Source organism: Kaistella yonginensis (genome assembly GCF_030409525.1).
Taxonomy (GTDB): domain Bacteria; phylum Bacteroidota; class Bacteroidia; order Flavobacteriales; family Weeksellaceae; genus Kaistella; species Kaistella yonginensis.
The window spans coordinates 13358-27854 of sequence record NZ_JAUFQB010000050.1 but is presented as its reverse complement, the minus strand read 5'-3'; the positions used below and the strand labels follow the sequence as shown (position 1 = coordinate 27854).

The following is a 14497-nucleotide window of genomic DNA, read 5'->3' as shown; positions in this document are numbered from 1 at the left end:
GGCCAACGAGTTTCCCACATTCCAACAAAATTTTAACAATGACAACAATAAATTATTAACAAAAAACTCTACTTTTGAGTGTGCCTAAGATGGGTGAGATTACAAAAACACCTGATCACCTTTCTTCAAAAGAACAAAAGGAAGTGGTGCCTATCGAACGCATCAAAATGGTCATGACCCGTAATAAGGACGACGACGAGGATTTGTGGAATCTATTAGGAAATAAAGAAGGCCGAAAAGATTTAGACTTTCAGTTTAAACAGCTTCATTCCAACTTTAAAATAGCAATTGTCGTTGATATGTGGCTCACAGGTTTCGATGTACCGTTTTTAGATACCATTTATATTGACAAACCATTGCAAACTCATAATCTTATCCAGACTATTTCTCGGGTGAATCGAAAATATGAAGGGAAAGATAAAGGTCTTGTAGTAGATTATATCGGAATTAAAAAGAACTTGAATCATGCCTTAGGAATGTTCAATTCCAGTGCAGCCGATGATTTCGAAGATATTGATAAAGCCATTATTCTGATTAAAGATCAATTGGATTTGCTTCGTCAGTTTTTTTATCAATTCGATTCCTCAAAATATTTTGAGGGAAATCCTGTGGAGCAGTTGCAATGCCTGAACAAAGCGTCTGAACTTGTTTTGCAAACTGAAAAATCAGAACATTTTTTTGTAGAAGTAACCAAGAAATTAAAAGGTGCTTACAATTTAGCATGTGGTGCAAATGATTTTACAGAAAGGGAAATTGATGAGATCCATTTCTATTTTGCCATCAAATCCATTGTCGTGAAATTAACCAAAGGCGAAGCTCCCGATACTGCCCAGATGAATGAAAAAGTAAGCAAGATGGTAGAAGATGCCATTATTTCTGAAGGGGTAGAAGAAATTTTCAAATTGGATGATAATAAAGCCAATGCAATTGATTTGTTTAATGATAAGTTTCTAGAAAAGATCAGCCAACTGGAATTGCCAAATACCAAAATTAAAATTCTGGAGCGACTATTAAAACAGACTATTTCGGATTTTAAAAAAGTAAATAAAATGAAGGGCATTGAGTTTTCTGCCCGTCTGCAAAGCATCATCAATCGTTACAATGAGCGAAGTGAACGTGATATTTTAGATTATGACGGAATTCAAACCGATACGTCGGAACAAATTTTAGATTTGATTTTAGAGCTGCGAAAGGAGATGGCCTCATTTGAAGATCTGGGAATTGATTATGAGGAAAAAGCCTTCTATGACATTCTGGATGCCATCTGCCGTCAGTATGGTTTTGAATTTGACCAGGAGAAAATGTTGGAATTAGCCCGTGAAATAAAACACATTGTAGATGACGCTGCAAAATATCCGGACTGGAGTGAAAGAGACGATATCAAAGCGCAGTTAAAAATGGATATCATTGTAAAACTTCATCAATTTGGTTACCCACCAATAACACAAGACGACGTGTATAAAAATGTGTTGGAGCAGGCAGAGAATTTTAAGAAGAATAGGTAATTAATATAGAAAATATTAAAATGAGTTTATATAAAGATTTGCAAATAAAAGTTGAAGTGCAATTGTATTGCATGGAAAAATGACTAATTTGCATTCTTAAAATTATTAGATGGCAGTTACTAAAAATGCGTTGCTGAGATATCGAACACTTGATGAGTGTTTTTCTAACCCGTATAAAAAATTCTTTCTAACCGATTTAGTTAGGATCTGCTCTGAAAAACTTTCGCAGTATTATGGATATGACTTTTCGATTGAGAAAAGAGCTATACAATATGACATTGCATTTATGAAAAGTTCTGCTGGTTATGATGCGCCGATTGAGACAATCAAAGAAGGTAAAAGTGGTTACTACCGATATTCTGATCCCACATTTTCAATTACCAAAAAAGAATTAAACCCGTCAGAATTACTTTCTGTCAAAGATGCGTTAGTAATGATGTCTAGAATGAAGGGTATTCCTGGCTTTGGATGGATAAATGAAATGCAAGTGCAATTAGAATCTGCGCTAAATTTTAAACTAAGCAGTACAAGTATTATCGCTTTTGAAGAAAATGAATATTTGAATGGAAAAGATTTCCTCAATATTTTGTATAATCATATCATTGAAAAAAACACCTTAGATCTCCAGTACAAACCATTTTTTCTTGATCAAGTACAAAATTATACGGTTTCACCTTATTATTTAAAAGAATATAACAACCGATGGTATCTATTAGCTTGGCATCATGCCAACCATAGAATAGAAACTTATCCATTAGATAGGGTAGTTTCCATCAACTCTCTACAAATTACATATATTGAGACTGATACACTCTTTGATGATTACTTTGAAGACATTATAGGGGTAACAAACTATATGGATAAAGAGGTAGAACATATCGAAATTGAATTGGCTGAAGATATAATTCCATACGTGCAGACAAAACCACTTCATGGATCGCAAAAATTAAAAAACAATATTTTGACACTAGATGTAAAATTAAACTATGAATTAGAAAGTGTAATTCTTTCTTTCGGAGAAAATATGAAAGTGGTAAAACCGCAAGAGTTGAAGAAAATAATACAAGATAGAATTAATCATTCAGCAAAAAATTATTGATGCAATTACCATGCATCTAAAGAATTTACTTTGTACTATGACAATGAAATGTGCGTCTAACATAAAATAGAGTTTTGGATGCATATCCTTTGCACAGTTGAAAGGTAGATTTGCACCAGAAAATAAAAGAAGTTCTTTGAAAAGCCTGTTTTTAAGATTTTGATTTCGCCTACTGTTTTTTGTAGGTATTCCCGGTGAAAGCTGGGGATGATGAAGGTTCCTTATGTAAATTAATTTAGTTTATATGATGATAGATCTATATTATTTTAATTATAATAGTTGTTATTATTTTAGTAATGTAGTCTCAGATGTACCCTCACTTATTTTAGCAATTGAATAAATAAAGAAAACATAAAACAGGCTTTTGAACTTTTTACATAAAAATAGAAATGGAAAAAAATATATCAATTGAGGACAAAGAATTTATAAAGGAGTTTTTCACGTCAATGAAAGATTTAAGAGAGTTCTGTATGCTTATTGATATTTGTCAGAGAATTTTGTATCCTGAATTTAAAGATCGAAGTCGGATTGATGAATATTTAATAAAGACATTAGCCCATCCCAATTCAAAAAACAGATACCATTCTTTTGAAATCAAAAAGAAGAGTGGAGGGATGAGAACTATTCATGCACCCGAACAAAACTTAAAAGTACTTTTACAATGTATTAATTTGATGTTCCAAACAGTATTCACACCACATTCTGCAGCTTATGGGTTTGTTGAAGGCAAGTCTGTGGTAGATAATGCTAATTTACATTGTGGCAATAATTACGTATTTAATGTCGATCTGAAAGATTTTTTCCCTAGCATTGAAATAGGAAGGATATTGAACAGACTAAGTTTACCACCTTTTAATTTTAATAAAGAAAATGGAAGAGAGGAATTAGGAAATTATATTGCTTGGTTAGCCTGTGAAAACGCAATTGTTGAAAGAGTTGTAGATGGCAAAATTCAAAAGACCGTAAAACGTGTTTTACCTCAAGGCTCTCCTTTATCTCCTATGCTTACAAATATTATTTGTGAAAGGCTTGACCGTAGGTTGACAGGACTAGCGAAAAGATTTGGTGTTAAATATAGTCGTTATGCAGATGATATTACGTTCAGCTCTATGCAAAATGTATATCAAGAGGAAGGAGATTTCCGAAAGGAATTAGATCGAATTGTTACTGACCAGTATTTTACAATCAACCAAGATAAGGTAAGAGTACAAAAATCTGGTGTACGTCAGGAAGTTACTGGTATTACTGTTAATGAATTTTCGAATGTGACGAAAACTTATGTAAAACGGATTCGCCTATGGTTAAGTTTCTGGGAGAGATTTGGCACAGAGAAAGCTTTTGTTCTGTTTTTAAATGGTTATATAAAAGACAAGGGACATATTAAGAATCTTGGGAAAACTCCGCTTTTTATGGAGAATGTGATTGAAGGCAAACTTAATTATTTAAAGATGATTAAGGGGGAAGATGATTCTACATATTTAGGCCTTAAAGCTAGACTAGAAAAACTTTCACTGAGAAAAAAATCAACCGATGCCATATTGGATACGTGGGAAAAGAGTGGTATTGATGAAGCGATGTCGAAATTTTATTCAAGAAACAATAAATATCCAAAAGTTGATTATATCAGTAATATAATTGCACAATTATAAATCCTATGGCGAAAGATAAGTACGATTTTATTCAGGAATTACTAGGAAATAAAAAATTGACACCTGCTCAAAAAGAGCGGGTTTTACTACTTACATCTGCTGAGATTAGAAAAGATAAAGAAGCTGGCGGATTGTTGGAGGAGCGAGTAATTAAAAATGAGGAAAGTATTATTGTGATCAATAAAAATGTTAGTAAAATTGAGAACGATTTTACAGAAATGAAGAATAAAAATTTTAAAACTGATTCTGCTTCTTCAAATTCTGAAAAAGCAAATCCCAAGGATGTTGCAGACTTTATGTCATTGTTTAATCAACGTGATGGACTAAAATATCTTACCCATGATTTCGATGAAAACTCAGAGTTCGATATTGATAAGTTTCTTATATCTGCAAATAATGTTTTTAATCAGAAAACTAATAATGATCTAAATATTCCACAAAGCCTATGGAGTATTGTAAAACAATTTGCTTTTAACAGTAAACAAACAGAGTGGACTTCAATATCAGAAAATTATAAAAAAGACATGCCAATAGCGATAGGATGGGCAAGTAAAGAATTAAGGACATGGTCAAAAGATAATCACTTGCATCCTATTCGTAATGAGAAATACGAAAAGATAGTAAATGATTTTAAGAGAATTACAAGAGTTGAAGCTCCAAATCTTGAAAAGATAATTAATGTTTCTCTTGAAAATATTTTTGAAGATAAACTCGCTAATTATAAGATTGAAAGAATTGACTTGAAAAAAGCAGATTTTTATTCTCATGTTAGATTTTTGATAGATGCATTTAAAATAATCTTTGAAGAAATAAAAAAGCGTTCAGATACAATAGACAAAAATAAAATAACAATCAAGTATGGAAGATCAACTAGTGCTGAATATTTTTTAAGAAGGATATATATTACACATCATAATTCTTTTCCTATACAAGAATTAAATCTTTTAATAAAGGAGTGGCAGGAAAAGGGGAATATGGGTAAGATAAAAGAAAAACTAAATGGATATTGCGATTGGTCAATTGAAACAAAAATTGAAAATATTCCTATGAGGATTAATATTCTTAAAGAAAAGCACACTCAAATATCTGAAAATATTAATTTCGAACCAGATGGATTTACTCACATTTTAACTTTTTATTATAAATAAAAATGATTTATTTAATTGATGATAATCAAAATAATCAGCGTAAAAAAAACTATAATTTAACGTACATAGAGGATGGTGAATTTGAAGAGATTTTAACATCAGTAGAACGGCTTGAAATAGGAAATAGTTTAACCGATATTTCCCATCTGAAATTTTTGGATAACGCAGACTGTATTCTTTTACATACCACCACAGAGGATTACGATAAGAAGAAAGGCTTTTTGTCTGGTTCCAAAAATAATGTCATTAAAATCAAGGAATTAATATCTGAGGAAGGGGAAAAAATTCCGTTAGTGTTATTCAGTAATTCAATGGTAGAGACTGTTTTTGATTTTAAAAGTAATCCAAATTTCATCAGTTCTATTAGTAAAAATGTACATTATGAAAATCTTTTTGATTTTTTGCAGTACTATAAGATTACAGGAAACGTTGAATTGAGAATTATTGCTTGGGGAAAGAATTTTGAAAGTAAGGAAATATCAAAACTTGCTATTGATATTCTTAATTCCATTGAACTGAAAGAAAACTCGGAACTTTTAAAACTTGGCGATTTATCAAAAACAATATATAGTTTTAAGTCCTTTGTGGGACTTGCTCTACCAAAATATGATATCAATGATATTTTGAATGAAATAGAAGATCATCCTATGAAAATCCAGGATTTTAAAAAAAAAATAAACCAGATAACAGAAAGTTTTATTAGATATGGGAAAAACATACATTCTTGGAAATAGCAGACATTTGGAACAATTGGGCGAAACTTTCGTAGAAATCCCCAAACTACCAAATGATATTCAAATCCATAATTGGGTTATAGATTTATTTCGTAGTAATGACATAGGTAAAGTCGTGATCGAAATTGAAAAAGATCCTCTTCTATCTCTTAAAATTGGCTATCATATTCGTTTAAGTATTGAAAATATAAGAGAGAGCGTTCTTGTTCCAATTTTGTATTTAAGTACGCTTTCTTTAACTTCTATACTGCTTCAGACAGAGATATACAGCCAAATACTTGCTACCAAAGGAGTTGTGTTTTCCGAATTTGATTTAGAATCCAATAAAATAGAGGTTGAGCATTTAAATGGCTTGAATGAAAACGAGTACTTAACCAAATTTTTGAAAATTATTCACATTCAACCAGATGAAACAGTCGGTAGACATTCTTTAGCAAACATATGGGGAGCTTATGCAATGGATAAAGCATCAAATACGAATGCTTTGTCAGAAGACTCCGAATTTACTAAAAAACTCTATTTTAAATATGTAGCAGCATTTAACAATATTGATAAACTGAAACCTTCTTCACCGAGTGTTATAGAGGATAATAAAAGGTTGTTAACGCCCACTTTAAAAATTTTGGGAAACATTAATAAGCCTAGAAGAATTTTACTTATAGATGATGAAGCCTCTAAAGGGTGGGAAACGGTGTTGAGGAAAATATTTGTAGCAATACTACCGGAAGACTTCGTAGTTATAAATGAAAAGGTGAGCGGTTATGATGGGCTTTCCGAAGCAAGTAAACGTATCATTGAAATGCAGAAATTTGATTTATACCTTATTGATTTAAGATTAAATGGTTTAGATGAAGATGAGAATTTAAATACTGACTATTTTTCTGGAATGACGGTCTTGAAATATATTAAAAACCTAAACAAAGGAAACCAAATTGTCGTTTTCACTGCTTCAAATAAAGTATGGAATTTAAAAGCCTTATTGGATGAAGGAGCAGACGGTTATTATATGAAAGAATCTCCAGAATATAATTTTTCAAATGTAATATCAAAACAAAACTACAAGGATTTTAAAGAAATTGTAGATAAATGCTTTGAAAGGGGTTACTTAAGAGAAATTTATACTGAATGGGAAAGCGCTCAAAGTAAAACGAATAATACTGTTAGAAATTTTATTACTGAATCGAATACCGCCATGAATATCGCTTGGGAACAATTGGAAAACAATAATTTAGATTTTGGTTTCTTAATCTTATTTCAATCTATTGAAAGTATTGCAAATAAAATTTATTTCGTTGATAGTTGGCAAGATACTTTTGATGGAGTAGTTACAATTGATAAATCTGATAGTGAACAACCTGAGTGGTTGATGACATTTGAACGAGACCACCGAAACGGAGATTTCTTCTCATTTGGAAAATCGATTCAGTCGAAAGCGATAAAACCTACAGCCTTATTTAAAGTTTCGTGCCTATTTAAAATACTACTCCAAAAAGATGAGGCAGTTTTAAAAGAGTTAGGGAAATTAAATAAGTTACGAAATGATATTGCACATGAAGGAGCGAAAGGCTTCGCGAATAAACGTGATTTGATACAAATTCTAAAATTTCTAGGTGAAATTAGAAATGTTTAATAATGTATGTGTTCAGTAAATTATATTTAAATACTTTTTTAAGTTCTATTTTATGAATATCCACCCTCATTACAATATAGCTCTCAATCAGGACCAAACAGATGTCGTCGATCGACTATCAGAATTTCTTGCTAACGAAGAAAAAGTATTTCTTCTAAAAGGCTATGCAGGAACGGGAAAAACTACTCTTATTGCAGGTTTAATTAAAGCCCTTGAACACGAAAAAAAACAATTTGTTGTGTGCGCACCGACAGGTAGAGCGGCCAAAGTTCTGAGAAATAAAACAGGTCATGGAGCGACGATACATTCTACGATATACGATTTTGATAACCTTGAAACTAAAAACTCAAACAAGGAAGATCTTGCAGAGCACTCTTATGAATATTTCTTTCCTATCCTCAAACTTGAGTCTGAAACGATAGTAATTGTTGATGAAGCTTCTATGATTTCCAGTAAGCAGTCAAAACATGAATTGTTTACTTTCGGTACTGATGTTCTGCTTTCTGATTTACTTACTTATACCAATTTCTCTTCGTCTACCTGCAAAAATAAAATGATTGTAATTGGAGATCCTGCACAGTTGGCTCCGGTTGGGGACAATAATTCCTGGGCATTAGAGAAATCATTTTACGAAGAAAGAAATATATCAGTTACTGAAGCCTTTCTATCAGAAGTAATGAGGCAGAAAGATAATTTGATTTTAGATAATGCTTTTAAGATCAGAAATTGTATAGAAGAAACCTCACAGAATAAACTGAAATTTGATTTCGATACTGAAACTTTTATCAATTTTAATAGTCAGGATGTAGTTGCTAAATATTGTGAACTGTTTCCGAAGCCAGACTTTAATGGAGGAGTGATCATTACTTATTCGAATGCCCAGAATTTACATTACAACCAAGAAATAAGAAAGAATTTATTTCCTTCGGCAAGCAGTATTACAGAGGGTGACTTTGTGCAAATCATTAACAATAGTTATCATAAATATGAAACAAAAATTTACAATGGTGATTTTGCACAGATTATACGGGTGGGTGAAAAAGTAACACAATCTGCTCCGGTGATGGTAACTGAAGGAGGAAAGAAAATCCGAAATATAATACACCTTAATTTTAGAAAGATAACATTACGATTACCTGATTTTGATGGAGAGATAGATGCATACATTAATGAAACTTTATTAGAATCTACCAAAAGTGATTTAGATATTGACGAAATGAAAGCTCTTTATATCAACACCATTATGCGATTCAAAGAATTAAATCCTAAAGGATTAGTTAATTCAGAATTATTCAGAAATTTTTTAAAAAATGATGATTTCTTTAACTCACTTCGTATCAAATATGGATATTCAATTTCTGGTCATAAATCTCAAGGTGGTGAATGGAAAACAATATTTGTAGATTATTACGGTAGAGTGAGTTTAAAGAAAGATCCCCTGCGGTGGAGTTATACAGCAACTACAAGAGCCTCAGAATGTTTGTATGCGGTTAATTTCCCGGAATTCAGTCAGTATTTCAAATTAAAATTTTCGACAATTGGTAGTATTGGTTCTGTTCCGAAAGACTCTTTTTCATTTCAGAACGTGCCCTTGTCGCCTTTCCATAATAAAAATAGTCATCAATGTAAAAGCTGGCTGTATTGGAATTTATTAAATAAATGTGAAATTTCCTCATTAAAAATAATAGATGTTATTTCTGAAGACTGGCTTGAGAAATACACTTTTGAGTATGGTGAAGAGATCTTGAAGGCCGAAATCTATCATAATGCAGCAGGATATTTTAAGAATGGGTTTAGTATTAGTCAAATTTCATCATCATTAAATAGAGAAGAGATTCTAGAGATTTTAAACGGTAAAAATGAAGTCCTTTTTTCAAACAGTTATAAGGCTTCAGAAGACTTTCTGATCGATTTATATAACATTGTGCAAGCAGCATCAAATGATGCTGAAGTAAGGATTACAAACGTGGTTGAACAGAAAGAAAATTACTTCGTTTGTTATTATTTTGAAACCGATAATCCTATTTCATTTATTCAGTTCTACTTTAAAAAGGGTACAGAATTATCTTCAGCAATTGTAAAAACTTATGGAGATACAGATGATAATAAATTGAACAGTTTAATTTCTAAAATTACAGATTATGCTACAATCTCAAAAAATTAAAGAGCTTAGAACTTCAGGTAATCTTGCAGAAGCGCTGGAATTGGCAGTAGCTGATTTAGAAGGAGCTCCTGATAGCATTTATGCAAAAAGAAATATCAGTTGGGTGTATTATGCGATGTTAAAAAAACATGCTGAAGAAAGTGGTTTTGATGCGTTTATGGCTACTTTGGAATTGATCAAAAAACTTGAACTTCCAGCACACGAAAAGATGTTATTTAACAACATTGCAATTCCCCTGGCTAAAATGTTTAGAAATATAGCAGCAACTAAACCAATTGATTATACCAAGGCCAATTTATTGTTTGAAAGTAGCAAGCATTTTCCTTTTGAAAAACCACTTTTAAACTATTCGATTCTATTAGGAGGTTTACAAAAAGCTTTCAAAGATTCTGCAAAATACCTAGAAGTTATTGATTGGTGGGACATTGACAATTTAAGACCGGAAGATTACCTCGAAGAAGAATTTAATGGGAGAACAATAATGGCTTTAGCGGAACAGGTTTATATCAGCTACGCCAAGCATTTGGAAATAGGGAAGCCATTAGATCAGTACGGAAATAATACAGAGATTGATAAACCCAAAATTGAAGAATTTTTACCGAAGTTAGAAGAGCTTATTGAGAAATATCCAATGTTTGTTTATCCTCCCTATTTCAAAGCTAAATTGTTAATAAAACTGGGAAATGATGACGTGCTCTCCTCTTTTATACCTTTTGCAAGAAAGAAGAAAAATGATTACTGGGTTTGGCAGTTGATGACTGAAATTTATAAACACAATCAAGAAATTGTTTTTAGCTGTTATTGTAAAGCACTGACTTTAAAAACTCCTGATGAGTTTCTAGTGAAAATTAGGCAGAATCTTGCTGAAATTTTAATTAAAAAAAACTTATATGACGAGGCAAAGACCGAAATAGAGAGAATACTTTTAGTAAAAGAAAAAACACAAACTAAAGTACCATCCAAAGTTCAGATGTGGCAGAATTCAGACTGGTTTAAAAATGCAAAACCTTTTAATAATAACAGAGAGTTTTACAAAAATAATTGTAAAGAAGCAGAAGAAATACTCTTTTGTGATATTACCCAGGAAACGGTTGCAGTTGATTATGTTAATTACGAAAAACAGATCGTAAATTTTGTCAAAAATAAAAATAAAAATGGCTTCTTTAAGTATTCTGGATTAATCGAAGATCCTGAAATTGGTGATATATTGGACATTAGATTTGCAGAAGAAAGTAGAGAAAACCAATATAAGGCCTTAACTATAAAACTCTCAGAATCTAGCAATTGTGAGGCTGTAAAAATTTTCACAGGGAATATCAGAATAATTCCGTCAGGCATCGGCTTTTTAGATGACTGCTTTATTGACAAATCTTTAATAGAGCAGCTTGTAGTTCAAAATGATGAGCACATAAAAGCAAAAGCGCTCATGTCATTCAATAAAAAGAAGAACGAATGGGGATGGAAGGCAGTTAAAATAAAAAAAATGCAGTAATTTAAAAAATGATTACTATAGTTTAGATTTTCCAAATAAAAATTTGGAAAGTGTAAATTTTTGTGAAGTTAAATTTGATCATTCCTTCTTAAGAATGATGCTTTAGAATTAGATTCCAACAATAAAAAGTATTAAAATTTTAAATAATTGAACTGATAATCATTGTGATTACGGCAATGATTTTCATTAGAGAATATTAATTGTCTTTAACTTACTCTTCATTTGAAACACCACAATTTAAATAATATGACGACTTTATCTGAGCTCTTGAAAAACAAAAAAGAAGAAGCGATTACCTATCATGACTTGCTAAATTGTGTGGAATGGAAAAGTAAACGGGAAGAAGTTTTAGATAGGGATAATCATCTATGTACAATTTGTACATCTTCAAAAACATTGGATGGTAAATTTTCTGACAGAAATTCGTTATCCATACTCTATGGACGAAAACTTAATGGAGAAGCCTCTTTTACCAGTTCGAGAATTCATTTAGAAGTTCATCATAAGTTTTATATAAGAAATCTCTTTCCTTGGGAATATGATGATGCCTTAATTACAGTATGTAACGAATGTCATGCTATGATTCATCAAGAACAAAAAATTCCTGTATATTTTGATCAATCAAAAACAGTAATAGTAAATGAAGATCCTTGCCAAAAGTGCGGAGGAACAGGTTTTTTAGATATGTATAATCATGTTCAAAATGGGACTTGCTTTCAGTGTCATGGAACAGGTGTTCAAAAATTTTGGTCTGCTATTAAGAAAGAGAAAATTTTTACTTGGCAATTTCTTTATAAAAATCGCTTAATATTTAATGATTTTTTTTCTGGCAATTATTGTTTCTCCGAAAAACAATTGATTGATTTCAACAAATATTTAGAAGTAGGAAACCCACATGACGTAATTACTTCAGGAATTGATCAAAAGTTGAGGCTGGGTTTGATTTTTAATGCAAATATCTTTTGGACTGACTATTTAAAAGTGATTTATTACAATGAACCAAGGGTAATTTATGCAGGTGACGGAGTTGATATTTTTAGTTATCATATTGATTTTGGACAATTACCCTTTACTAAAAATATAGAGTTAAACAAAAATAAAGATCATCAGGAATATTTATTTTTAGACTCTTTTGGACCTATTGAAAGTGATGAAGATTCTAATCATATCACTTCTGAATTTAATAATAATGAGAGGTATTATGATTCACTTATAGAAAAGAGTTATTATTCCAATCAAGAAATTTTCAAAGTAATAGCTGGCGAAGATCCATTATGTCTCTTCAATGATAATATTTATTCTTTTATTTTTAACAAAATATTGAAAGATATCCCCGATTTTACAATAGAAAAATTTTACGGACTATTTGAGAAAAGGTTTTTAGAATAATAGCATCTATTTTTAAATCTTAGTATTTAAATTTCGTCATCATTTCATCTGAAATAATGACGAATGCACTTCACCTGCACTCTTTATCTGTTCATTTGCATTGTCAAACTGTAGGACTTTACAATGGTTAAATTAATTAACTCAATGGTTAAATCTACTTACTGTAATTTAAATTTAACTGTTCTTTCTACTTTACGATGCTAACAAGATTCTAATAACAAGTAATTAAATTAAAACCCATTAATTATGCAGATATCAGCAAAACTAGTAAACATTCTTCCGGCTCAAACAGGCACAGGAAAAAACGGAGAATGGAAAAAACAGGATTTGGTTTTTGAGACCCAGGATCAGTTTCCCAAAAAGATATGTATCTCTTTTTGGGGTGATAAATTACAAAGTGTAGAACTGCGCGAATCTGAAACCTATGTAATTGATTTTGATATAGAGAGCCGAGAGTATAATGGTAAATGGTTTACTGATTTGAAGGCTTGGAAAATAGTGCAAAATGCTTCGCCGACCAATCAGCATTCAATCTTTGCAGAAACAAAATCAGATAAGAAATCAGAGAATTCAGAATTTACTGAAGAAGAAGACAATTTTCCATTTTAATGATTTGGGCAGATTTAAAAGATAATGTATCTATCGGCATTGCAATTTTAAGATTATAAAAATAGAAAAGTTGGAAAATAAAAAGGACCTTATTATTAAAGCGTTTGAGAAATTAGATGCCAACATGCTTGACGTTTTATTAAATGACGATCAACCTTATCAGGATGTAAGTAAAGCGCGGTTTGTAGCTGAACTGAAGAAATACTTTTGGGAAATGAAATCTATAAATTACTCAGTATTTGATTATAAAGCATATAAGGGGGTTTGTCAAAATTGCAGCAAAGGAAAAACAGGATATTCCTTTGTTAATTCCGAAGGTCACAGTTTTATGAGTATGGTTTTCGAAGAATCAGAAGATGACTTTACCGATATTTACAAATGTGGTAGTTTTTGTACTGAGAATAAAGAAATCGAGGAGGAGATGACAGGCATCTTTTTTTATAAGGACGATGAAGTAACCTATATTCCTAGTGCTAAAAATATTCTGGAAGAAAAACGGTGCGAAAGTGCATTCTCGGAATTAATGAGAGAGATTGATACGGAAGCAATTCTTTCGAAAAAATTCTATATTCCTTGGACTGAAAAATTCGGTGACCTTGATGATATCTCCGAAGCATTTTCAGGTGAGTCCTACCGATATAAAAGCAAAGTTAAAAAACCTTTGCATACATTAAAATACTATGCGAAGATAGTAGAGAGGGAGAGTTTGGCCAAAAAAAATTGGATTGACTTTTTGAAAATTCCAATAATTACAAAAGAAAATATCATCAGTTGGCTGATCGCTTGTGATAGAGAATTTGAGTTTTTAAAATATGGTTTTGCTGACACTACAAACTTTAAATCCGGTTATTTTGAAGATAGCGGGCTTAAAATTGATTTGCATGAATTTTATTATTACCAGAATATTGCGGTAATTTTGAATAAATATTTTGAATGGATCCCTGATGATCGCTCATGGGCTTCTGTAATTATAGAAGATGAACAAAATGAGGAATTACCTTTTTAGTCCTAGTTAATGTTGGAAAAAAATTGTTTTATAATGAAGCCCAAAGGTGGAAATAGTTTATGGAATTACTAG

At 31.3% G+C, this 14497-nt stretch carries 11 protein-coding genes; all 11 read left to right on the top strand.

Annotated features, from left to right (window positions below; genetic code table 11):
• Positions 1–80 precede the first annotated feature (80 nt).
• The 11 genes from QWY78_RS10170 (at position 81) to QWY78_RS10120 (ending at position 14425) form a co-directional block, all read left to right on the top strand.
• The gene (locus QWY78_RS10170; protein ID WP_290219469.1) at positions 81–1505 is read left to right on the top strand and encodes a type I restriction enzyme endonuclease domain-containing protein; all 1425 of its coding nucleotides are present in this window, start codon (positions 81–83) and stop codon (positions 1503–1505) included.
• Between the two features lie 109 nt (positions 1506–1614).
• Positions 1615–2604, top strand: a complete 990-nt coding sequence (locus QWY78_RS10165; protein ID WP_290219467.1) for a helix-turn-helix transcriptional regulator — start codon at positions 1615–1617, stop codon at positions 2602–2604.
• A gap of 389 nt (positions 2605–2993) precedes the next feature.
• The gene (locus QWY78_RS10160; protein WP_290219465.1) at positions 2994–4253 is read left to right on the top strand and encodes a reverse transcriptase domain-containing protein; all 1260 of its coding nucleotides are present in this window, start codon (positions 2994–2996) and stop codon (positions 4251–4253) included.
• 5 nt (positions 4254–4258) lie between these two features.
• Positions 4259–5401 (top strand): hypothetical protein, encoded by a 1143-nt coding sequence (locus QWY78_RS10155; protein WP_290219463.1) that lies wholly within the window; start codon positions 4259–4261, stop codon positions 5399–5401.
• Positions 5402–5403: 2 nt separating this feature from the next.
• The gene (locus tag QWY78_RS10150) at positions 5404–6135 is read left to right on the top strand and encodes a hypothetical protein (protein WP_290219461.1); all 732 of its coding nucleotides are present in this window, start codon (positions 5404–5406) and stop codon (positions 6133–6135) included.
• Positions 6107–7765, top strand: a complete 1659-nt coding sequence (locus tag QWY78_RS10145; protein ID WP_290219459.1) for a response regulator — start codon at positions 6107–6109, stop codon at positions 7763–7765. The genes QWY78_RS10150 and QWY78_RS10145 overlap by 29 nt, the downstream gene beginning before the upstream one ends.
• A gap of 52 nt (positions 7766–7817) precedes the next feature.
• Positions 7818–9929: an ATP-dependent DNA helicase gene (locus QWY78_RS10140; RefSeq protein WP_290219457.1), complete on the top strand. Its 2112-nt coding sequence runs from the start codon at positions 7818–7820 to the stop codon at positions 9927–9929.
• On the top strand, positions 9907–11421 hold the full coding sequence (locus tag QWY78_RS10135; protein WP_290219455.1) for a DUF7017 domain-containing protein: 1515 nt from the start codon (positions 9907–9909) through the stop codon (positions 11419–11421). Before QWY78_RS10140 ends, QWY78_RS10135 begins: the two co-directional genes overlap by 23 nt.
• Positions 11422–11667: 246 nt before the next feature.
• Positions 11668–12810 (top strand): DnaJ-like cysteine-rich domain-containing protein, encoded by a 1143-nt coding sequence (locus tag QWY78_RS10130; protein WP_290219453.1) that lies wholly within the window; start codon positions 11668–11670, stop codon positions 12808–12810.
• 246 nt (positions 12811–13056) lie between these two features.
• Positions 13057–13419, top strand: a complete 363-nt coding sequence (locus tag QWY78_RS10125; protein ID WP_290219451.1) for a DUF3127 domain-containing protein — start codon at positions 13057–13059, stop codon at positions 13417–13419.
• A 70-nt stretch (positions 13420–13489) separates the two neighbouring features.
• Positions 13490–14425: a hypothetical protein gene (locus QWY78_RS10120; protein WP_290219449.1), complete on the top strand. Its 936-nt coding sequence runs from the start codon at positions 13490–13492 to the stop codon at positions 14423–14425.
• The last annotated feature ends 72 nt before the right edge of the window (positions 14426–14497 follow it).